We start from the raw sequence: 20,539 nt of genomic DNA, 5'->3' as shown, positions 1-20,539 counted from the left end.
CCGGTCCGCCCAACGCCCCCTTCCGCCCCCATGCACCTCTACCGGGAGTCGCCCAGCACCCGCTCGAACACCCGGCGGGTGGAGTCGTCCCGATCCGGGATCGCGAACACGACCCGTTCGAAGACCCCCGCGAACCCGCCGCGCAGGTGCCCCGCGAACGCCGCCGCGACCTCCGCCGGTTCGTTGCCGAACACGCCGCACCCCCACGCACCCAGCACGAGACGGGATTCACCGTGATGGGCCGCGACGGCGAGCACACCGCGTGCCCGGTTCGCCAGCACGCCCGCGGTCCTGCCGACCGCGCTGGGCCGATCCCGTTCGATCGCCCCCCGATTCGGCGCGGCCGACGTCAGAAAGGCCACCCGCAAGGGCACGGGCAACCACGACCCATCGTCCCGGCGAAACACCGGAACCCCCGGCGTATGCACGACCCGATCGCTGTAGAACGGGTCGCGATCGTTCCGGTGCGCCTCGTAGAACTCGGGACACCGGATCAACGCGTCGTACAGGCCACTCGACCGGGCCAGGCTCTCCTCCTGCGCCTGCGCCCCACGTTCGACTCCCCCACCCGGATTCCGCGCCGACGCGAAGTTCAGCGCCGCGACCGGTCCGCTCCCGCCCAGCCTTTCCACGGCCTCCAGCGTGGTCTCCCGCACCACCTCGATTCGGGTGTCCCCCGAGCCCCGGGGAAAGCCCAGGCCACGAAGCTCCTGGGGTCCGAAGAGCCGAATCCCCCGACCCATCTCATCGAGCCCGGCCGCTAGATCCACCCGACCCCCGCCATACGCGTACCAGCCCTGATCCAAGGCCGCCCGCGTCTCCCGCCACCTTTCCCGCAACGCCGCACGCACCACTTACCGAACCCCCACCCTTCGCCACCCCACGCCCTCGCCACCGCTCCGCTCCCGCCTACCCGACCGAACCGGGCACAGGATGTCGGGTCCGGCATACGCGAGGCTTCCTACCGTGGTCGGTGCAAGGGAAGGAGTCCACAGTGCTGGAGCGCCTGAATCAGGCCCTGGATCACATCGAGTCGCGGCTCGACCGGGAGATCGACGTCGCCGAGGCGGCACGCATCGCGACGACGTCGGAGTACCACTTCCGACGGATGTTCTCCGCGTTGGCCGGGATGCCGCTGTCGGAGTACATCCGGCGCCGCCGGCTCACGCTGGCGGGCGCCGAGGTGCTCTCCGGCGAGCGAACGCTGCTGGAGGTCGCGGTACGCCACGGCTACTCCTCGGGCGAGGCGTTCGCCCGGGCGTTCCGCGCGATGCACGGTGTGGGTCCCGGCGAGGCCCGCCGTACCGGTGCGGTGTTGAGCTCGCAGCAGCGGATGTCCTTCCGTCTCGTCATCGAGGGGAGCAGCAGCATGCGATACCGCATCGTCCACAAGGACGCGTTTCAGGTGGTCGGCAGGAAGGCCCGCGTCCCACTCGTCCATGTCGGGGTGAACCCGGCGATCGCCGAGTTCGTCCGAGGCATCGACCAGGAGACGACCCGGCGGATCAAGGATCTGTCCGACCAGGAGCCGGAAGGACTCGTCGCGGTCACCGACGACCTCGCGCCCGACCGCGCCGAGGGAACCGAACTCGACTACTACCACGGCGTGGTGACGCACGCTCAGGCGCCGGCCGACCTGGACGCCCTCGCCGTGCCGGCCGGGATGTGGGCGGTCTTCGAACACTCGGGCCAATTCCCGGAATCGCTCCAGTTCCTGTGGCGCGAAGTGTTCACCGATTGGTTCCCGTCCAACCCGTACCGCACCAGGCCGGGTCCGGAAATCCTCCGCGTCCAACCCTCCTCCGACGGCACCCGTGCCGACGCGACCCTATGGATCCCCGTGGAGCCCGCCGCGGCCTGACCCGAGTTCCGTCGGTTGTGTCCGGATCAGAGTCCACGACTCGGCCCTTCATGACGACGCGTCAGACACCATAGCCGCCGTCCACATCCAGCTTCTGGCCGCTGATGAAGCCGGCCCGGTCGGAGGCCAGGAAGCAGACCGCCTCGGCGATGTCCCGGGCCGCGCCGAACCGCCGCAGCGGGATGTTGGCGCGCGCGACGTCCAACGCGCGCTCGTCGAGGTCGCCGCTGTCGATCAGCCGCGCCGCCATGCCGTCGGTGAGCATCCCGGGGCCGACACTGTTCGCGCGCACCCCGAACCGGCCCTCCTCGGCGGCGATGCCGCGCACGATCGCCTCGACCGCGCTCTTGGTGCACGACGACAGGCCGTCCCGGACCGGGAATCGGCTCGTGGCGGCGGTGGTGACCGCGACCAGGCTGCCATTGCCGGCGGCGCGCAGGTACGGCAGCGAGGGATGGACCAGGTTGAAGAACGCGGCGGCGTCGCCGTCGAGTTGTTCGCGATACTGCGCCGGCGTGACCCGACTCAGGTGCAACATCGGTACGTGTGGGCCGGCCGCGTACACCACCGTGTGCACGCCGCCGAACTCCGCCGCCGCCTCCGCCACGAAGCGCGCCACGGCGTCCGCGTCGGTGAGATCGACCTGCCACGCGCGGGCCCGTCGACCGTGCTCGACGCGGGCCTCCTCGGCGACGGCCTCGGTCCCTGCGGCGCCGTTGCGATAGGTGACGGCCAGGTCCGCCCCGCGCTCGGCGAACATCCGACAGATCGCCGCACCGATCCCGCCTCCGGCACCGACCACCACGACCGCGCCGGCCCGCTTCCCGAAGTCGCGCTCCATGACTGGCTCCCTGCTGCACGCGAATCTGACGACCTGTCAGGAATATCCCCAGTCCGGGAAACTGTCAATGGATCCCACCCCTGACCAGCCAAAACACCCGAACCGATGGACCGACGACACGCCAATTCCACAGCCTGCCCCGACCTCGACCCCGAATCCGGCCCCAGCACCGCCCCCAGCACTGGCACCGCCCCCGAACAGGAGTGACCCATACGGCGATTCCCCAGGTCACGGGGGTGCCGACGGCCGGAAACGCCACTGCCATACTGAACCGGCCTGCCCACCCCCTGCCACTTCTCGCGGAGGTCTCCCACCTTGGTACGTGTTCGCCCGCGTCGTCCGACGGGTCTGCTCGTGATCGCCCTGTTGTCGACGGCAACGGCATGCGGGGGACCGGCCGAGGAACTCGCGAGGGCTTCCTCCACGAACAAGTCGTCCACAACGCCCCCGGCCTCGTCCGCGCCTTCGAACACATCCCCAAGAGCACCCGGCGCCGCCTCCCCACTGACGACGGCCGAACTCAAGCGCGCGCTCCTCAAGAAGACCGACATGCCCGAGGGCTGGGAATCGATCGTCGACACCGACCGAGGTGGCGACGACTCGCAAACGGAATCGAACTCGGCCGACTGTGATCGACTGACGAGAATGGCCAATCCGATATCCGGTGCCTACCCCGTCCTGGCGGCGGCGTCGATCACGGCTCGGGATCCGGCACCCGGGGGCAAGGCGTACGCGCTTCTCGGCGCCGGCTTGACGTCCCTGTCGGTCGATGACGCCAAAAGGCTCATCCCCGTAACCCGAGAGCTGATTCCGCGATGTGGGGATCGGCGGTTGACGACGGACGAGCTCTCCGGGCAGTTCACGACCCGGGAAATCCGGTGGGACAAGCTCGGTGACGAAACCTTGGCCGCCGAATTCGTGACGCGAGTCGACAACGGACAGGCTTGGGTGCACTCGATCGTCCTGGTACGCGTCGGCAGCACCGTGATTCGGGTGGTGCGGGTCAATCTCAACGGTGCCACACCGCAACACCCCGACGAGGCGCTGGTCCGAAAGCAGGTCGAACAGGTCGTCTCGGCCATACGCGGAACCGGCTGACGCACCGGGCCCGGGCCCCGACGGTGGGCGGGCTCACATCCCGACCGGATCCGCCTTCGGCCGACGAACTCGAGAGCCACACCCTTCGGCTGAGTCGACCCGGCTTCCTGGGGGCGCCGGCCCCGGGGCAACGGGGCCGGATGGCGCGTACCGGCGCCCACCGGTCGACTCCGACCGCGCGACCACGACCGCACCGCGCGCTGCCACTCCTCCGAAATCCGGGCCAATGCGCCAAAACTGAAGTCCCCCGCCCCACCCGACACACAAGGCGACCCCACCCAACCAACCAACACCGCCCAGCCAACATCAGCCCGGCCGGCGCTTGAGGCCAACCCTGCCCGACCCGCGCATGAGGCCAACCAACCCCAAATCCCACCCCGCGCCCACCGGCTAGAGCATCCCCGCCAACGCCTCTTCGTTCTCCTCCGCCCCACCGAATTGCGTCGCATGCACCCACGCCCGCTTCAGATACAGGTGCACGTCCACCTCCCAGGTGAACCCCATCCCGCCATACACCTGCGTGGCGTCCTTCCCATTCCGCGTCGCCGCGTCGTCCCCCATCACCTTCGCCGTGAGTACCGCGACCTCCGGATCGCCCACCGCCGGATCATCCAGCGTCACGGCCGCCGCATACACCGCGGCCCGCGCGATCTCGGTCCGCACCAGCATGTCCGCGCACAGGTGCTTGACCGCCTGGAAGCTGCCGATCACCCGCCCGAACTGCTCCCGCTCCTTGGCATACTGCGTGGCCAACTCGGTGAGCCGCCCCGCGATCCCGAGCTGAAGCGCCGCCGTGAGCACCGCTCCGATTCGGCGCCACTGCTCAGCAACGAGAGCATCGGCCACCAACTCGCCCACCGGCAGCTCGTCCACCGAGGTCACCGGCGTGAACGGATCCACCGGATGCGCGACCCGCTCACCGCGCACATGCTTCGGGTCGACCAGCCGAATGCCCTCATCGGTGAGCACCAACAAACAGTCCAACGCGTCCAGATGCTCGACCAGCAAGGGCCACGAGTCGCCCTCGATCAAACCGACCACCGCATCCCCCGAGGCCGCGTCCGTCCCCAGGTCCCCGGGCAGCGAGGCCGCCAGATGCGTGGCCACCAACGGCCCGGGCAACAACACCCGACCCGCCTCCTCGTACACCAGCGCGGCCTCGGCCACCCCCAGCCCGACGCCGCCCGCCTCCTCCGCGATCCGCAGCGAGAAGAAGCCGGTCTCGGCAAGTTCCCGCCACAGCGCGCGGTCCACCATCCCGGGCACCGGCGCGGTGTCGACCAGCTTCCGCATGCGCTCCCGGTCGAACCGACCCTCGCAGAACTCCCGCACCCCGGACCGCAGATCACGCTGGTCCTCACTCAGCTGGAAATCCATGTCCGATCACCGTTCCTTGCTCAGCCGAAAGTCCATGCCCGACCGTTCCGTGCCCAGCCGGAAATCCACCCCATTGCGCAGCCGGCAACCCACGCCCGGTCGCCCCTCCACGCTCGGCCGGAAATCCCCGTCCGGTCGCCCCTCGACGCCCAGCCGGCAACCCACGCCCGATCACCGTTCCTTCGGCAGGCCGAGGATGCGCTCGCCCACGATGTTGCGCTGAATCTGCGACGTACCCGCCGCGATCGTGTACGACAGCGACGACAGCCGCTCGTCCATCAGCGTGCCGCCGGGCAGCCCCGCGACGTCGTCCACGGCCAGGGCCGCCCGACCCAGCAGCCGATGCGCCAGGTCGTACACCTTCTGCTTCGTCTCGGAGAACCGCAGCTTGAACACCGAACCGCCGACCCCGGGCACGCCGGAGCGCTGCGCCTCGGACACGTTCCACTTGGTCAACGCCCACAGCGCTTCGAACTCCGCCGTCAGGTGCCCCAGTTCGCGCCGCAACGCGAGATCGTCCCAAGCACTTGCCTGACGTCGCGTCACCTTCTTGGCCAGTGCCGCGAGTTCGCGCAACAGGCGCTGGCAGGCCACCACTTCGCTGACGAACGCGGTACCGCGCTCGAACGACAGGGTGACCATGGTGACCCGCCAGCCGTCGTTCTCCTCGCCGACCCGGTTGGCCACCGGCACGCGTACGTCGTCGAAGAACACCTCGGCGAACTCCGACGTGCCCATCACCGTCTCCAGCGGACGGATGGTGATGCCCGGCGTGTCCATCGGCACGATCAGCCAGGTGATCCCCTTGTGCTTCGGCGCGTCCGGGTCGGTACGTACCAACATCTCGCAGTAGTCGGCCACTTCGGCGTGCGAGGTCCAGATCTTCGAGCCGTTGACGACGTAGTCGTCGCCGTCCCGGACGGCCCGGGTACGCAGCGACGCCAGGTCGCTGCCCGCGCCCGGTTCGGAGAAGCCCTGGCACCACACGTCGTCGCCGCGCAGGATCCCCGGGAGGTAGCGGCGACGCTGTTCCTCGGTGCCGGCCGCGTCGATGGTCGGTCCGGCGTGCAGCAGGCCGACGAAGTTGGCGCCCACGTACGGCGCGCCCGCCCGCTCGGTCTCCTCCAGGAAGATCAGGTGTTCGGTCGGCGTGGCACCCTTGCCGCCCGCCTCGACCGACCAGTGCAGGCCCGCGTAGCCGGCCTCGAACAACAGCCGCTGCCAGGCGGTGTCATACGCCCGCCGCCCCGGCCAGTCGTTGCGATCGGGCTTGGCGGGCAGCAGCGGGATGGCCCGATCGAGCCACGCGCGCAGTTCCGCGCGAAATCTCTCCTCGGCCTCGGTATACCGGAGGTCCATCTCGACTCCCTGTCACGAACAGTCGGGCCGGCCCCAAGACCGGAAAACAAAAAAGCGAAGACCCCAGGCCCAGCCCAAGCCCCCGAGCCCAACCCCTGAGCCCCGAGCCCCTCGGCCCAAGCCCCCCGAGCCCGAACCCGGGCTCCCAACCCAAGCCCCCGAGGACGAGCTCCCAACCCAAGCCCCCGAACCCGAGCCCCTGAGCCCGAACCCCAAGTCCTCAGCCCAGGCCCCGAGCCCCAACCCCAAACTCACGCCCCATACACAGGCGTCGGCGTCGGCGCCTCGTCGATCAACTTCGCCACCACCGGACCGAGCTCGGCCGGCTCCCAGCGCCGACCCGCGCTCGCCTCGGGACCGTGCTGCCAGCCGGTCGCGACCGAGACCTTGTCGCCCTCGACCTCGAACACCCGACCGGTCACCTCGCGCGACTGCGCCGAGCCGAGCCAGACCACCAGCGGCGAGATGTTCGCCGGGTCGTAGAAATCGAAGCTGCCGTCCTCGGGCTTGCGCACCATGTCCGGCATCGCTTCCTCGGTCATCCGGGTCCGCGCGGCGGGCGCGATCGCGTTGGCGGTCACCCCGTACCGGCCCATCTCCACCGCCGCGATCTGGGTCAGGCACGTGATGCCGGCCTTGGCCGCGGCGTAGTTGCCCTGCCCGACCGAGCCCATCAGGCCCGCGCCGGACGTGGTGTTGATCAGCCGCGCGTCGATCGTGTCGCCCGCCTTGGCCCGCGCACGCCAGTACGCGCCGGCGTGCCGCATCACCGCGAAGTGGCCCTTGAGGTGCACCCGTACCACCGCGTCGAACTCGTCCTCGCCGAGCGAGACCAGCATCCGGTCGCGCAGGAAGCCCGCGTTGTTGACCACGACGTCCAGCCGGCCGAACGCGTCGATGGCGGTCTGTACCAGGCGCTCCGCGCCCGCCCAGTCCGCGACGTCGTCCGCGTTGATCACCGCCTTGCCGCCCAGCGCCTCGATGTCGGCCACGACCTGCTGGGCCGGTCCGAGCGAACGGCCGTCGCCCTGGCGCGAGGCGCCGATGTCGTTGACCACCACGTGCGCGCCCTCACGGGCGAACGCCAGCGCGTGCTCGCGCCCGATGCCGCCGCCGGCACCGGTGACGATGACGACGCGTCCCTCGCAGATCCCACTCATTCCAGGCCCCTCCGGTGTACTGACGACGTGTGCCGACGCGAGTCGGAATACCTCGGAAGCGGCCCGCCGAGAATTCGACGAGCCGCCCCTTGCCGCTGAACCCAAAACCCGACCGAGCCCGACCGGGCCCGCCGAAAACCCGAGCCCGCCGAAAACCGACGAGATCCCGAGGAATCCCGGCGCGAACCCGACTCAGACCGCGGTCGCGGCCACCCGCTCCTTGTCGAAGTCGAGGTCGAGCATCCGGATCGCGTTGCCCCGGATGATCTTGTAGACCGTCTCCTCGCTCAGCCCGGCGAGGTGCTCCTCGGCGATCTTCTTGGTGTGCGGCCACGTGGAGTCGACGTGCGGATAGTCGGTCTCGAACGTGACGTTGTCCTCGCCGATCACGTCGAGCGAGTTCACCCCGTGCCGGTCCCGGAAGAAGCACGCGAACATGTTCCGCCGGAAGTAGTACGACGGCGCTTCGGGCAGCACCTCACCGGTGACGGCCCACGCGCGGTGCTCCAACCAGACGTCGTCCATCCGCTCCAGCGCGTACGGGATCCAGCCCATCTGACCCTCGGAGTAGGCCAGCTTGATCTTGGGGAACCGGGCCGGGATGCCCGCGAAGATGAAGTCGGCCATCGAGGCCATCGCGTTGTTGAAGCTCAGCGACGCCTGCACGGCCGCGGGCGCGTCCGGCGAGGCGGCGGGCATCGTCGAGGACGAGCCGATGTGCATGTTGATCGTCACGCCCAGGTCCGCGCAGACCTGGAAGAACGGGTCCCAGTAGCCGGTGTGGATGCTGGGCAGGCCCAGGAACGCCGGGATCTCGGAGAAGCACACGGCGGTGACGCCGCGCGCCCGGTTGCGCTCGACCTCCTCGACCGCGAGCCGCACGTCCCACAGCGGGATGATGATCAGCGGGATCAGCCGACCCCCGGAGTCGCCGCACCACTCCTCGACCATCCAGTCGTTGTAGGCGCGCACGCACGCGAGCGCGACCTCCTTGTCCGCGGCCTCCGAGAAGGTCTGGCCGCAAAAACGCGGGAAGGTCGGGAAGCACAGCGAGGCTTCGACATGGTTGACGTCCATGTCCTTGAGCCGCTCGGCCGGGTCGTACAACCCGGGGCGCATCTCGGCGCGCGTGATGCCCTCCAGGGTCATCTCGTCGCGACTGAAGCCGACGGCGGCGATGTTGCGCTTGTACGGGAAGCGCAGGTCCTCGTAGAACCACCAGTCGGCCGGCGGGCCGTCGGGGTCGGTGGTGATCTTGTAGCTCGCCCCGGTGTACTCCAGCGTGCCGATGCCGGTGGTGACCGGCTTGGGGCCACGCTCGTGGTACTTCTTCGGCAACCAGCGCTCGAACAGATGTGCCGGCTCGATGACATGGTCATCCACGCTGATGATCTTCGGCAGTTCACCGAAGGAGTTTCCGGACCGCGTGGCAGCCTGTCCGGGCTGGTTGGTGCTCATCGGCCCCTCCCGCTCACTGAAATCTGATGGACCGTCAGATTTAGCGTAATCTCTGGGCGGAGGGAACCACAAGCTGACTCAACGTCAGGAGAATCACGGATGGCCCTGCGCCTCGAAGAACTGATCGCCCCCGGGCACACCGCGTTGATCACCCAGGAATGCCAGAACGGAGTGATCGGCGCACACGCGGTATTCCCCGCGCTGACCGCCCACACCGGGGAGCTGATTCCGGCCGTCGACCGACTCGCGAAGGCCGCCCGCAGGGCCGAACTCCCGGTCGTGCACTGCCTCGCGGTCCGCCGGCCGGACGGTCTGGGCGCCAACACCAACGCCCGGATGTTCGGCGCCGCGGCCAAGGCACCGATCCTGTTGGAACCGGGTTCACCCGCCGCGGACGTGGCCGACGGAATCACCGTCGAGCCCTCCGACCTGGTGCTTTCCCGCTATCACGGGCTCGGCCCGATGGCCGACACCGGATTGGCCGCGGTACTGCGGAACATGGGCGTACGCACGATCGTGGGCGTCGGCGTCTCGCTCAACGTCGGGATGCTCAACTTCGCGATGGACGCGGTCAACGCCGGATTCCAGTTCGTCATCCCGCGCGAGGCGGTGGCCGGATTTCCCCCCGAATACGCCGAGGCGGTGCTCGCGAACACCTTCAACGCGATCGCCACGATCACCACGGTGGACGCCGTACTGGCCGCCTGGAACTGAAACCTGATGCCCCGTCACCGTGTCGGTGACGGGGCATCAGGCGAAGCGCGGAACGCCTGATCCGAGAAACACCCGATTCGGGGAGCACCCGATCGGGCGAACACCGATCCGGGGAGGCCCGATCCGGGGGTGGGGCCCGATCCGGAGCAGACCCGATCGAAGAGCGCCCGATCGAAGAGCGCCCGATCGAAGAATCGCTCCGGGCGGCTACGGCTGACCGGCCGTCAGCGATCGGGCGTCCAGGGCTTCTTGTCGTACTCCTCACGAAGCTTGAACTTCAACACCTTGCGCAGCGTCTCGTTCCGGGGCAACGCGTCGACCAGTTCCAACTGCTCCGGGATCTTCTGCGTCATCAACCCGGCCTCGCGCAGGTATCCGACCATCTCGGCGAACTCCAGGTCGGCCTCACCCGGTTGCCGCTCGACCACGGCGCACACCCGCTCGCCGCGCTCGCGATCGACCAGGCCGATCACCGCCGCGTCGGCGACCTTCGGATGGGCGAAGAGCAGATCCTCGATCTCGCGGGCCGAGATGTTCTCACCCTTCCGGATGATCACGTCCTTGAGCCGACCGGTGAGCGAGAGGTGTCCGTCGGCCCGCAGCCTGCCCAGGTCGCCGGTACGGAAGAAACCGTCCTCGTCGAACGCGTCGGCGGTCAGCGCGGGGTCGGTGTACCCCTTGAACACCATCGGCCCGCGCAGCCGGACCTCGCCCTCCTCGCCGGTCTCCGCGACGGTCCCGTCGGCCCGGGCGATCCGCACCTGAATACCGGTGACAGGCTTGCCCTCGGTGTACGAACGCTGGTCCTCGGAGTCGTGCGGGCCGCCCTGGGCGATCATCGGGACCTCGGTCATCCCGTATCCGTGGCACAGGATCGCCCGCATCTCGTCGCGAACCTCGGCGACCAGCTCCGGAGGCTTGGGCGCACCACCGCCCGAGACGATCCGCAGCGTCGGGATGATCTTCTCGCCGGGCTGCTTGCGCTGTTCGTTCAGGAACGCGACGTAGAACGCGGTCGAGCCGCCGACCATGGTGACGCCGAGCCGCTTGTACACGGGCACCACGCCGGCCGGGTCGAAGTTCTCCACGATCACGGCCGGGAAACCGGAGGCGAGCACCGTGACGATGTAGTCCGGGCCCGCGATGTGCGCGTACGGGAAGGCGATCGAGCCGACGTCGGACCGCGACATGTCGAGCGCGACGGCCAGGCCCTTGCCGCCCGCGAGCAGCGTGGAGTCGCTGTGCTGCACACCCTTCGGGTCGGAGGTGGTGCCGGAGGTGTAGTAGAGCCAGCGCACCTCGTCCCCGTCGGTCGGCGCGGCCGGGAGCCCGGCCGGGTCGCCCTCGGGCAGCTCGTCGTACGCCACCAACACGGTCGGCGGCTGCGCCATGTCCTTCGCGAGCGACTCGCCCATCGCCAGGAAGTCGAAGCCCTTCCAGCTACGCGGACACAGGAAGAACTCGGCGCCGGTCTGCCGCAGACAGAAGCCGACCTCCTTCTCCCGGTAGAACGGGATGATCGGGTTCTGCACCGCGCCCAGTCGAGCCAGCGCGAAGGAGACCACGATGGACTCGATCCGCGTGGTCAACTGCCAGGTCACGCGGGTACCGGCGGTGACACCGAGCGCGTGATAGCCCGCGGCCACGCGCTCCGCCCACGCCTTGAACTCACCGAAGGTGACCGTACGGTCCTCCGGGTCGAGCAACATGGGCACATCGGGAGTCGCCGCCGCGCGGCGCTCCACCAGCTCCCAGAGAGTGGTGGCGTCGTAGATCGGGTCAGACACGTGTCCTCCGCGCGGGAAGCCGGGGCCGGGGGTACGGAGCCCGGGCATGGCGGGGCCAGCGCCCGGGTGCTGACCTGACGGTACGTCAGAAGCTTTGCGGGAAGAAAGACTTCGCGTGGTCACGCGCATCACAACCGGATCGTTCGCAAGCTTGATCGAGTACTGGCCAACCGACCCGGGACTGCCTAGCCTGGGGCGGTACCGCCTACCCCGGGGGCAAAATGTCACCCTTCCGCCGGGAGCGCCCGCCGGTGTGCCTGGGCCCGCTCGCGAGCCTCCCCGAGGACGTCCCGACCCGGGTCGCCACCAGCCCCCCGGTCGCGATCCTGCGCCACGGCGACACGGTCCACGTCTTCGAGGACCGCTGCCCCCACGCCGGCGCGATCCTCTCCAGAGGCACCCTGACCAACGAACACCTCACCTGCCCGGCCCACAAAGCCACCTTCGAACTGGCCACCGGCCGCTCCACCGGCCAACTCCCCTGCCGCCCCCTCCACACCTACACCTCCTGGCTCCAAGACGGCATCCTCTACCACTCCCCCACTCCCCGCCCCACCCGCAAAGCCCAGAAATTCCCCTGCCCCAACCCCACTCCGCCCCTCGACTCCCCCTGACCCCCCGAGCCACGGCTCCCAAACCACAGGCCGGCGACGAGAAGGCAGCACCGCGCGACGGACGTCGGCCTGCGACGGCGGGCAGGCGGGCAGGCAACGACGGGCGCTTGAACCCGAGCGGCCCCCGACCACTTGGCGGCCCCAAGCCCAAAAAGCCGCCTCACCCGAAAAACGCGAGGCCACTCAGTACCACCCACCCGACCCACGCCCACAGCCCGAGCCACCCAATTCAGCCCGGCCGGCGTTTGAGGCCACCCCAACCCAACCGACGCCCCACCCAGCCCGGCCGGCGTTTGAAGCCGACAACCGCGCGCTCAGATCGCGGTCGGGTACGCGGAAAAGGCGCCGCAGCCCTTGGTCCAGGCTCCGGAGAGGTCCGCACCCGGTGGAAAGCGGCCGGCCAGTTCCAACGCGACCATGCCGTGGGCGAAGCCCCATACGGCACGCGCGGCGTCGGCGTCGCCGCCCACGGCTCGCACCAGTGGCGCCGCCGCGCGAGCCTCCAGTCCCGCCGGCAACGCGCCGCGGTCCAGGGGCCGGTCACTCATCAGTCGATACAGATCCGGATGGGCCAGCGCGTACGCGCGGTACGCCCCCGCCAGCGCCGCGATCCGCCCCTCACCCCGAACCACGTCGGCCACCCGACCCGCACTCGCCGCTCCGGACGAGCCGCCCCCGGCCGCTGGGCCACCCGCCCGACTGCCCGCCCCGGCCCCGCCGGCCCCGCCGACTACGCCATCGGCCCCCCGATCGCCCGGACCGTCCGCCACCTCGACGGCCTCCAGCGCCTCCGCGAGTTCGGCCATGCCCTGGGCGATCAGTGCGTTCTCGACCGCGGACTTGTCCGGGAAATGCTTGTACAACGACGGCGCCTTGATGCCGATCCGGTCCGCGATCCGCCGCATCGACACCGCATCCGGACCCTCCCCCTCCAGGAGTTCCCGCGCGGCGACCACGATCTCGCGAGCCCTGGCGCTGAGGGGCGATGACAACACGTCAGACATGCTTGCGGAATCCTTCCGGAGTGCGCAGTCCGTACCCGGCGGCACGGTCCATCGCGATGTGGGTGAGCCAGCCGAGGCCGGCGGTGAACAGCGGCGGCCAGACGACGGGCGTGACGGTGTACGCGACCAGCACGATCAGCGGGACCCAGACCCGGTGCAGCGCGTTGTAGAACGGCACCGCGCGCGGCTGGAGCCGACCGGGCTGGTGCGTACCGTCGCGCGCCGCGTCCGTGGCGCCGATGAACATGGTCAGGTCGGGCAGCACGAAGAAGAGCAGCGCCGCCGCCGAGGTGACGAAGCCGTACTTCACGCTCTCGAACACCGCGAAGGCGGCCAGGAACAACGTCGACGCGATCCACGCTCCGCGTCGGATCCGTCGGACCACGGCCGAGCCGCCGATTCCCGTGTGCGCAATGGTGCTCATGCCGCCGCCTCCGTTCGCCTGAGGCTAACAATGTTAGCCGCGCGCGTCCATCATCCGGCTAACACCGTTAGCCGTCAAGTCTCGACGGCATTCTCGTCCCCTCACGAACGTCGCGCGTGCCCACCGACTCCCGACCTGGGGACGACAAGCGCCACGGACCCGACCGACATCAGCAAAGCCGGCGCGAGCCCGATCACCAATCCGGCAATCGGCCACTGCGTCGACCCCACCGGCACCCCTGACACCGCCGATTCCGGCGGGTCCAGCACCAACAACCGCAGCGCCGACCACTTCGACACCGACGACCCCAACACCGGCGGCTTGGGCACAGGCGGCTTCGGCGGTTTGGTCGCCGGAGGTCGAGGCGGCCGCGGATTCGTCGGTTTCGTCGGCGGTTTGGTGACACCCCCGACCCTCACCACCGGCCCTGCGCCATCCCGGACCCCTCGAAGCGCTCACTCCCCGGCGCGTACCCGGCGCCCGTCCGCCCAACCCGCGCCTCGTACCGTGCGCCGCCCGAACCCCCACCGGACTCGACCTCGACGACCGCCCGCCCACCACCCTCGGCGCCCGCCGTACCGCAGGCCCCAGCAGCCGGCACGCACACACATGCCACCAGCAGACACCGCGCCGCGAACCGAGAGTTGGCCATGGCGCAAGGTTGGCGCCGCCCAGTGGATCACCCCGAGCGAACCCCCGAAAATCCCACGTACGAGTGACCACCCCAGCCCCAGCCCAAGTCCCCGAACCCGAGTGCGAACCCAAGCCCGAACAACCGGCACAACGGGCGCTACGGGCACTACGGGCCGGGCCACCCAGCAATCTCACCCGACGACCACCTCACCGGCCACGCGACCCACAACCTCGCGCAGCCCGGTCGCGAACGCCCGCGGGCACTCGCGACCACCGACGAACAGGTGATCACCGAAGTCGCCGCAGCACGGGCCCTCCTGGCCGGCACCTGCCGCCGACAACCCTGACCCGACTACGCTCCTGACGCCGAATCAGCGGGCGGTGATCTCCGGACCGATCGCAAAGCCCTTCAGCGGGCCGTCCGGAATGGTGGCCACAGTTCCGTAGGTCGCCCGAATCACCATTCCGTACTCGCCCTTGACAGCGTCCGGCTTGCTCAGCACCGTAACGACCCCGTCCTCATCGAAGTCATCGATGATCACGTAGACGTCGATGCCGGCCTCGGCATAGGCGCGACGCTTGCGGTCTCGATCGCGTGCCCCGGCCTCTCGCCCGGGTGACACGATCTCGGCAACCAGGATCACACCCGATGCGGACACGCCGAGCCCGTCGGGATCCGGAGCCTCGTCCACATCCTCGGGAGCCACGAAAACATCCGGGATATACACCTTGCGGCGACAAATGACGTTGATGTCCTGGTAGGCCGCGAGCGAATCATCCGCGTCCAAGTGATCCCCAAGCGCGTCACGCAGACGGTTCGCTACCTTCCCATGGCGCCGGGACCCGGTGGGAGACACCTCGATGGCTCCTTCGATGATCTCGGCACGCAGTCCCTCGGGCAGCGTCATCTCGTTCCACGCTTGCCAGAGCACATCGTCGAGCGCGTCGAAGCCGGAAGCAGTCACATGAAACTCATGCGTCGCGATCGCCATCGGAAAACACCTCCTGACCCAGTCCGGACCACGGGTCGCCGGTAGCGGACAAGCTTTCGCTCGACCGTAACCGGCAGCCGTGCCATCGTGAGTCCGGATCGATGTCGATCAACCGATCGAGTGACGACGCCGCATCGGCACCATCAGCGCAGCTTCCGCGCCACCTCGGCAGCCCAATACGTCAGGATCGACGAAGCCCCCGCCCGCTTGATCGAGGTCAGCGTCTCCAGCACCACCCGGTCCCGGTCGATCCAGCCGTTCGCCGCCGCCGCCTCGACCATCGCGTACTCGCCGCTGACCTGGTACGCCGCGACCGGCACGTGCACCTCGTCGGCGATTTGCCGGACGATGTCCAGGTACGACATCGCGGGCTTGACCATCACCAGGTCCGCGCCCTCGGCCACGTCCAACAGGACCTCGCGCACGGACTCCTCGGCGTTGGCCGGGTCCTGCTGGTAGGTCATCCGGTCGCCCTTGAGCGTGGATTCGACCGCCTCGCGGAACGGACCGTAGAAGCCCGACGCGTACTTCACGCTGTACGCCAGGATCGACACGTCCTGATACCCGGCGCCGTCCAACGCCCGCCGGACCACCCCGACCTGACCGTCCATCATGCCGCTGGGGCCGACCATGTGCACGCCCGCGTCGGCCTGTACGACGGCCATCCGCGCGTACGCCTCCAGCGTCGCGTCGTTGTCCACCGAGCCGTCCGCGGCCAACACACCGCAGTGCCCGTGGTCGGTGAACTCGTCCAGACACAGGTCGGACATCACCACCGCGTCGGCGCCCACCTCGGCCACCACGTCGCGGATGGCGACCTGGAGCACGCCCTCGGGGTCGAAGCCGGCCGAGCCGACCGCGTCCTTGACCGTCGGGATGCCGAACAACATCAGCCCGCCGACCCCCGCCGCGACCGCGTCGTGCGCGGCCTTGCGCAGCGAATCGCGCGTGTGTTGCACAACGCCCGGCATCGACGAGATCGGCACCGGTTCGCGCACACCCTCGCGCACGAACAGCGGCAGGATCAGGTCGGCGGGATGCAGCCGGGTCTCCGCGACCAGGCGGCGCACCGCCGGGGACGTGCGCAACCGCCGGGGACGGTGCGCGGGAAACCCTGACGATGCGTCAGCCTGGTACGACATCGGAACTACTCGGCCTTCCTCATGCGAGGTGTGCGGGCCACCCCACGAAACCTGAGCGCCACTCCACGACTCCCGAGGGTCACCCCGCGAGCCCCGGAATCACCCCGCGAGCCCTGAGAGGCACCCCACGAATCCTGAGCGCCACTCCACGTAACCTACTTTGCCTTCCGTCGCGACCCCGGCCGCCGTTCACTCGGCCGGGTGACGGGGTCACCCGCCTCCACCATGGCGGCCCGCCGCGCCGTACCGAACTCCGCGAGCGCCTCGGCCAACGCGGACACCGACGGCTCGGGAGCCATCACGTCCACGCGTAGACCGTGTTCCTCGGCGGTCTTCGCGGTCGCCGAGCCGATACACGCGATCACCGTCACCGCGTGCGGCTTGCCCGCGATGCCGACCAGATTGCGCACCGTCGAGGACGACGTGAACAGGACCGCGTCGAAGCCGCCGCCCTTGATCGCCTCGCGGGTGTCCGCCGGCGGCGGCGCCGCGCGCACCGTGCGGTACGCGGTGACGTCGTCGACTTCCCAGCCCAACTCGACCAGACCGGCCACCAGCGTCTCGGTGGCGATGTCGGCACGCGGCAGGAACACCCGGTCGATCGGGTCGAAGACCGGGTCGTACGGCGGCCAGTCCTCCAGCAATCCGGCGGCGGACTGCTCCCCCGACGGCACCAGGTCCGGCTTGACGCCGAACTCGACCAGCGCCCGCGCGGTCGCCTCGCCGACGGCCGCGACCTTGATCCCGGCGAAGGCGCGCGCGTCCAGGCCGTAGTCCTCGAACCGCTCGCGCACCGCGCGCACGGCGTTGACCGAGGTGAACGCGATCCACTCGTAGCGGCCGGTGACCAGGCCCTTGATCGCCCGCTCCATCTGCTGCGGTGTGCGCGGGGGCTCGACCGCGATGGTCGGCACCTCGTGCGGCACCGCGCCGTACGAGCGCAGTTGCTCGGACAGCGTGACCGCCTGCTCCTTGGTGCGCGGAACGAGCACCTTCCAGCCGAACAGGGGCTTGGTCTCGAACCACGACAGGGTGTCGCGCTGGGCGACCACCTCGCCGACGACCACGACGGCCGGCAGCGTGATCTTCGCGGACCGCACGTCGGACGCCACCTGCGCGAGCGTGCTCACCAGGGTGCGCTGCTCGGTGGTGGTGCCGTTGACGGTGACCGAGACCGGCGTGGCGGGCTTGCGGCCGCCGGCGACCAGTTCCTGCGCGATCTCGGCGATCGAGTCGAGCGCACCGCGCAACACGAGCGTGCCGTCGACGGAGCCGACCGTGGCCCAGTCGATCGAGGCCTCGGCCATGTCGAGGACGCGAACGCCACCGCTGCCCTTGGCCGCGTGCAGCGGGATGCCCGCGTACGTGGGAACGGCCGTGCTGACCGGGACACCCGGGACGACCTCGAAGACGATCTTCGCCTTCGCGACCGCGGTGATCTCGTCCGTGACCGACTGGTCCACGCACGGGTCACCCGCCACGGCCCGGACGACCTGCCTGCCCGATCGCGCGGCGGCCACGACGACCTTGGCCCGGGCAACGGCCGACAGGAGTTCCCCGTCGTCGCCGGTCACCGGGTCGAGGACCTCGACGCCGCTCTTGCAGTGGAACAGGACCTGGCGCAGCGTCGCCTCGTCGGCGATCACCACATCGGCCTCGGCCAGCACCTCGATGGCCCGCAGTGTGAGCAGTCGCGGGTCGCCGGGACCGGCACCCACAAAGGTCACGATGCCGCTGGGCTTCTTCTTCGCTCTGGGGCTCAAGGGACGCGCTCCCCCATCAAACCGGAGGCCCCTCGGGCGAGCAGTTCGGTCGCGAGTTCGCGACCGATCTTCTGCGCCTCGTCGAGGGTTCCGGTGGCGGACAACCGTACGCTGTCGGTGCCGTCGACATTCGCGACTACGGCCCGCAGGTACAGCTCGGTGACCTGCTCGCCCTCGGCGACCTCACAGAGGGCGCCGACCGGAGCCGAACATCCGGCTTCCAACACGGCGAGCAGCGTGCGCTCGGCCAGTACGGCGGCTCGGGTGTCCGAGTCGTCCAAACCGGCGAGCAGTTCGACGAGGGCGACATCGTGTGTCGCGCACTCGACGGCCAGTGCCCCTTGACCGGGGGCAGGCAGCATGTGGAGCGGATCGAAGGTCTCGGTGACCTCCTCCGCACGGCCCAGGCGGCCGAGACCGGCATTGGCCAGGACGACGGCGTCGAGTTCGCCGGACGTCACGAAGCCGACCCTGGTGTCGACGTTGCCGCGGATCGGCACGATCTCGTGGCCGAGCCCGAGCAGCAACAACTGCGCGGCGCGGCGCGGCGAACCGGTCCCGATCCGGGAGCCGGCCGGCAACTCGGCGAGCGCGAGCCCGTCCCGGGCCACCAGCGCGTCGCGCGGATCGTGCCGCGGCGGGACCGCGACCAGGGTGATGCCCTCGGGGTCGGCGGTCGGCAGGTCCTTGAGCGAGTGCACGACGAAGTCGACCTCGCCGGCCAGCAGCGCGTCGCGCAGCGCGTTGACGAAGACGCCGGTGCCGCCGATCTGCGTGAGCTGTTCCCGCGAGACGTCGCCGTGCGTGGTGATCTCCACCAGTTCGACGGCACGGCCGGTCAGGCGCGTGACGGCTTGGGCGACATGGCCCGACTGGGCCATCGCCAGCTTGCTGCGCCGGGTGCCCAGTCGCAACGGTGCTTCGGTCACGCCACACCTTCCACTGCGTCGGGGGCGTCCGCCCGGCGGACCACCTCGGGGGTGCCGGGGTCGAGATCGAACAACATCCGCAGCGCGTCCGCGTACGAGGATCCGCCGGGCTCGCCGGCCAACTGCTTGACCCGCACCGTCGGCGCGTGCAGCAGCTTGTCCACCACGCGCCGCACGGTCTGCTCGACCTCGGCGCGCACCCGGTCGTCCATCTCCGGGACCCGGCCACTGAGCCGGTCCAGCTCGGCCCGGACCACGTCCGAGCCCATGCTGCGCAGCGCGACCACGGTCGGTGCGACCTGCTGGGCCTGCTGCGCGGTCGCGAACGCCGCGACCTCCTCGCAGACGATCTTGCGCACCAGGTCCACGTCGGCCTCGCCGGCCGTGCCGGCGGAGACCTCGGCGAGCAGTTCCAGGTCGATCAGCACGACGCCGTCGAGGTCGCGTACACCCGAGTCGATGTCGCGCGGCAGCGCCAGGTCGATCAACACGAGCGGCTGCTCGACCCCGCGCTCGCGGCGGGCTGCCAGCACCGCCTCGATCTCGTCCCGGCCGATCACCAGACCGGCCGCGCCGGTACAGGAGACCACCAGGTCGACCGAGCCCAGCGCGTCGGGCAGCGCGGACATCGGCGCCGCCCGGCCGGCCACCGACTCGGCCAGGTGCTCGGCCCGCTCGTAGGTGCGGTTGGCCACCACGATGTGTCCGACGCCCTCGCGGTGCAGCGTCTTCGCGGCCAGCGCGCTCATCGAGCCGGCGCCCACCACCAGCGCCCGGCAACCCTCGATCGGGCCCATCGACAGCTCGGCCTGGGCCAGCCCGACGGTCATCAGCGACCGGCCGGCCTGGTCGATGCCGGTCTCGGTGTGCGCCCGCTTGCCCACCCGCAGCGCCTGCTGGGTCAGCTCGTTCAGGACCCGACCGGCGGTGCCGTGGGTCTGCGCGAGCGCCAGCGCCGCCTTTATCTGACCGAGGATCTGCCCTTCGCCGACCACCATCGAGTCGAGCCCGCAGGCCACCGAGAACAGGTGCTGGACGGCACGGTCCTCGTAGTGCACGTACAGGCACGGGGTCAGCTCGGACACCGGGACGCCGGTGTGCCGCGACAGCAGGTTGCCCAATTCGGTGACCCCGCCGTGGAAGCGGTCCACGTCCGCGTAGACCTCGACCCGATTGCAGGTCGACAGCAGCACGGCCTCGCCGACCGGCTCGGCCGCGATCAGGTCGTGCAGCAGCGCCTCCTGGGCTTGCCCGGTGACCGAGACCCGTTCCAGGAGACTGACCTCGGCCGTCCGATGACTCAGACCGACCGCCAGGACACTCATGGTGTCTTCCTACCGTTGTTCGCCGTGTTCGCGGGCGCGACACCCACGCGACAGCCGG

The 20,539-nt window shown here is 69.9% G+C and carries 18 protein-coding genes; 4 read left to right on the top strand and 14 right to left on the bottom strand.

The window, feature by feature from the left end:
* Positions 1–38 precede the first annotated feature (38 nt).
* Complete coding sequence (locus ACIRL2_RS24805; protein ID WP_402234576.1) at positions 39–851, bottom strand: TIGR02452 family protein; 813 nt, start codon at positions 849–851, stop codon at positions 39–41.
* A gap of 143 nt (positions 852–994) precedes the next feature.
* Here ACIRL2_RS24805 and ACIRL2_RS24800 point away from each other — a divergent pair, with 143 nt between their 5' ends.
* Positions 995–1,861, top strand: coding sequence for a GyrI-like domain-containing protein (locus tag ACIRL2_RS24800; RefSeq protein WP_402234574.1), 867 nt, complete (start codon positions 995–997; stop codon positions 1,859–1,861).
* Positions 1,862–1,922: 61 nt separating this feature from the next.
* Here the strand turns inward: ACIRL2_RS24800 and ACIRL2_RS24795 are convergent, their stop codons facing one another.
* Positions 1,923–2,702 (bottom strand): SDR family NAD(P)-dependent oxidoreductase, encoded by a 780-nt coding sequence (locus ACIRL2_RS24795; RefSeq protein ID WP_395866933.1) that lies wholly within the window; start codon positions 2,700–2,702, stop codon positions 1,923–1,925.
* 831 nt (positions 2,703–3,533) lie between these two features.
* Between ACIRL2_RS24795 and ACIRL2_RS24790 the strand changes: the two genes are divergently transcribed.
* Positions 3,534–3,800, top strand: a complete 267-nt coding sequence (locus ACIRL2_RS24790) for a hypothetical protein (RefSeq protein WP_395866931.1) — start codon at positions 3,534–3,536, stop codon at positions 3,798–3,800.
* 390 nt (positions 3,801–4,190) lie between these two features.
* On the opposite strand, the gene ACIRL2_RS24785 is transcribed toward ACIRL2_RS24790, so the two are convergent.
* The 4 genes from ACIRL2_RS24785 to ACIRL2_RS24770 form a co-directional block, all read right to left on the bottom strand.
* A complete protein-coding gene (locus ACIRL2_RS24785) occupies positions 4,191–5,177 on the bottom strand; it encodes an acyl-CoA dehydrogenase family protein (protein WP_395866929.1) in 987 nt (328 codons plus the stop codon).
* A 171-nt stretch (positions 5,178–5,348) separates the two neighbouring features.
* Positions 5,349–6,536, bottom strand: a complete 1,188-nt coding sequence (locus tag ACIRL2_RS24780) for an acyl-CoA dehydrogenase (protein WP_395866927.1) — start codon at positions 6,534–6,536, stop codon at positions 5,349–5,351.
* A gap of 251 nt (positions 6,537–6,787) precedes the next feature.
* Entirely contained in the window at positions 6,788–7,696 is a 909-nt protein-coding gene (locus ACIRL2_RS24775; protein WP_395866925.1) for an SDR family oxidoreductase, read from the bottom strand.
* A gap of 192 nt (positions 7,697–7,888) precedes the next feature.
* The gene (locus tag ACIRL2_RS24770; protein WP_402234571.1) at positions 7,889–9,154 is read right to left on the bottom strand and encodes an amidohydrolase family protein; all 1,266 of its coding nucleotides are present in this window, start codon (positions 9,152–9,154) and stop codon (positions 7,889–7,891) included.
* A gap of 99 nt (positions 9,155–9,253) precedes the next feature.
* Between ACIRL2_RS24770 and ACIRL2_RS24765 the strand changes: the two genes are divergently transcribed.
* Positions 9,254–9,868, top strand: a complete 615-nt coding sequence (locus ACIRL2_RS24765) for a cysteine hydrolase (RefSeq protein ID WP_395866922.1) — start codon at positions 9,254–9,256, stop codon at positions 9,866–9,868.
* Positions 9,869–10,092: 224 nt separating this feature from the next.
* Here the strand turns inward: ACIRL2_RS24765 and ACIRL2_RS24760 are convergent, their stop codons facing one another.
* Positions 10,093–11,655 carry a class I adenylate-forming enzyme family protein gene (locus tag ACIRL2_RS24760; protein ID WP_402234569.1) on the bottom strand — a complete coding sequence of 521 codons (1,563 nt, stop codon included), beginning with the start codon at positions 11,653–11,655 and terminating at the stop codon, positions 10,093–10,095.
* Positions 11,656–11,876: 221 nt separating this feature from the next.
* Here ACIRL2_RS24760 and ACIRL2_RS24755 point away from each other — a divergent pair, with 221 nt between their 5' ends.
* Entirely contained in the window at positions 11,877–12,269 is a 393-nt protein-coding gene (locus ACIRL2_RS24755) for a Rieske (2Fe-2S) protein (RefSeq protein WP_402234567.1), read from the top strand.
* 314 nt (positions 12,270–12,583) lie between these two features.
* Here ACIRL2_RS24755 and ACIRL2_RS24750 read toward each other — a convergent pair whose 3' ends face one another.
* The 7 genes from ACIRL2_RS24750 to ACIRL2_RS24720 all read right to left on the bottom strand — a co-directional run bounded on the left by ACIRL2_RS24750 (position 12,584) and on the right by ACIRL2_RS24720 (position 20,481).
* On the bottom strand, positions 12,584–13,273 hold the full coding sequence (locus ACIRL2_RS24750; RefSeq protein ID WP_395866917.1) for a TetR/AcrR family transcriptional regulator: 690 nt from the start codon (positions 13,271–13,273) through the stop codon (positions 12,584–12,586).
* The gene (locus ACIRL2_RS24745) at positions 13,266–13,697 is read right to left on the bottom strand and encodes a DUF4260 family protein (RefSeq protein WP_402234565.1); all 432 of its coding nucleotides are present in this window, start codon (positions 13,695–13,697) and stop codon (positions 13,266–13,268) included. The genes ACIRL2_RS24750 and ACIRL2_RS24745 overlap by 8 nt, the downstream gene beginning before the upstream one ends.
* A gap of 1,004 nt (positions 13,698–14,701) precedes the next feature.
* A complete protein-coding gene (locus tag ACIRL2_RS24740) occupies positions 14,702–15,322 on the bottom strand; it encodes a Uma2 family endonuclease (protein WP_402234564.1) in 621 nt (206 codons plus the stop codon).
* A gap of 143 nt (positions 15,323–15,465) precedes the next feature.
* Positions 15,466–16,464 carry a porphobilinogen synthase gene (gene hemB, locus ACIRL2_RS24735; RefSeq protein ID WP_395866912.1) on the bottom strand — a complete coding sequence of 333 codons (999 nt, stop codon included), beginning with the start codon at positions 16,462–16,464 and terminating at the stop codon, positions 15,466–15,468.
* A 155-nt stretch (positions 16,465–16,619) separates the two neighbouring features.
* Entirely contained in the window at positions 16,620–18,227 is a 1,608-nt protein-coding gene (locus tag ACIRL2_RS24730) for a uroporphyrinogen-III synthase (protein ID WP_395866910.1), read from the bottom strand.
* A complete protein-coding gene (hemC, locus tag ACIRL2_RS24725) occupies positions 18,224–19,156 on the bottom strand; it encodes a hydroxymethylbilane synthase (RefSeq protein ID WP_402234562.1) in 933 nt (310 codons plus the stop codon). The genes ACIRL2_RS24730 and hemC overlap by 4 nt, the downstream gene beginning before the upstream one ends.
* Entirely contained in the window at positions 19,153–20,481 is a 1,329-nt protein-coding gene (locus ACIRL2_RS24720) for a glutamyl-tRNA reductase (protein WP_402234561.1), read from the bottom strand. The genes hemC and ACIRL2_RS24720 overlap by 4 nt, the downstream gene beginning before the upstream one ends.
* Between the last annotated feature and the right edge of the window lie 58 nt (positions 20,482–20,539).

Origin of the sequence: Embleya sp. NPDC127516 (genome assembly GCF_044765325.1) — a bacterium.
Classification (GTDB): domain Bacteria; phylum Actinomycetota; class Actinomycetes; order Streptomycetales; family Streptomycetaceae; genus Embleya.
This window is presented reverse-complemented; position numbering and strand designations above follow the sequence as displayed.

What these genes read in the sequence shown, in the direction of transcription:
- ACIRL2_RS24795 (WP_395866933.1), bottom strand. Translation starts at nt 2,702, where the DNA reads ATGGAGCGCGACTTCGGGAAGCGGGCCGGCGCGGTCGTGGTGGTCGGT.
- ACIRL2_RS24785 (WP_395866929.1), bottom strand. Translation starts at nt 5,177, where the DNA reads ATGGATTTCCAGCTGAGTGAGGACCAGCGTGATCTGCGGTCCGGGGTG.
- ACIRL2_RS24780 (WP_395866927.1), bottom strand. Translation starts at nt 6,536, where the DNA reads ATGGACCTCCGGTATACCGAGGCCGAGGAGAGATTTCGCGCGGAACTG.
- ACIRL2_RS24775 (WP_395866925.1), bottom strand. Translation starts at nt 7,696, where the DNA reads ATGAGTGGGATCTGCGAGGGACGCGTCGTCATCGTCACCGGTGCCGGC.
- ACIRL2_RS24770 (WP_402234571.1), bottom strand. Translation starts at nt 9,154, where the DNA reads ATGAGCACCAACCAGCCCGGACAGGCTGCCACGCGGTCCGGAAACTCC.
- ACIRL2_RS24765 (WP_395866922.1), top strand. Translation starts at nt 9,254, where the DNA reads ATGGCCCTGCGCCTCGAAGAACTGATCGCCCCCGGGCACACCGCGTTG.
- ACIRL2_RS24755 (WP_402234567.1), top strand. Translation starts at nt 11,877, where the DNA reads ATGTCACCCTTCCGCCGGGAGCGCCCGCCGGTGTGCCTGGGCCCGCTC.
- ACIRL2_RS24750 (WP_395866917.1), bottom strand. Translation starts at nt 13,273, where the DNA reads ATGTCTGACGTGTTGTCATCGCCCCTCAGCGCCAGGGCTCGCGAGATC.
- ACIRL2_RS24745 (WP_402234565.1), bottom strand. Translation starts at nt 13,697, where the DNA reads ATGAGCACCATTGCGCACACGGGAATCGGCGGCTCGGCCGTGGTCCGA.
- ACIRL2_RS24740 (WP_402234564.1), bottom strand. Translation starts at nt 15,322, where the DNA reads ATGGCGATCGCGACGCATGAGTTTCATGTGACTGCTTCCGGCTTCGAC.
- hemB (WP_395866912.1), bottom strand. Translation starts at nt 16,464, where the DNA reads ATGTCGTACCAGGCTGACGCATCGTCAGGGTTTCCCGCGCACCGTCCC.
- ACIRL2_RS24720 (WP_402234561.1), bottom strand. Translation starts at nt 20,481, where the DNA reads ATGAGTGTCCTGGCGGTCGGTCTGAGTCATCGGACGGCCGAGGTCAGT.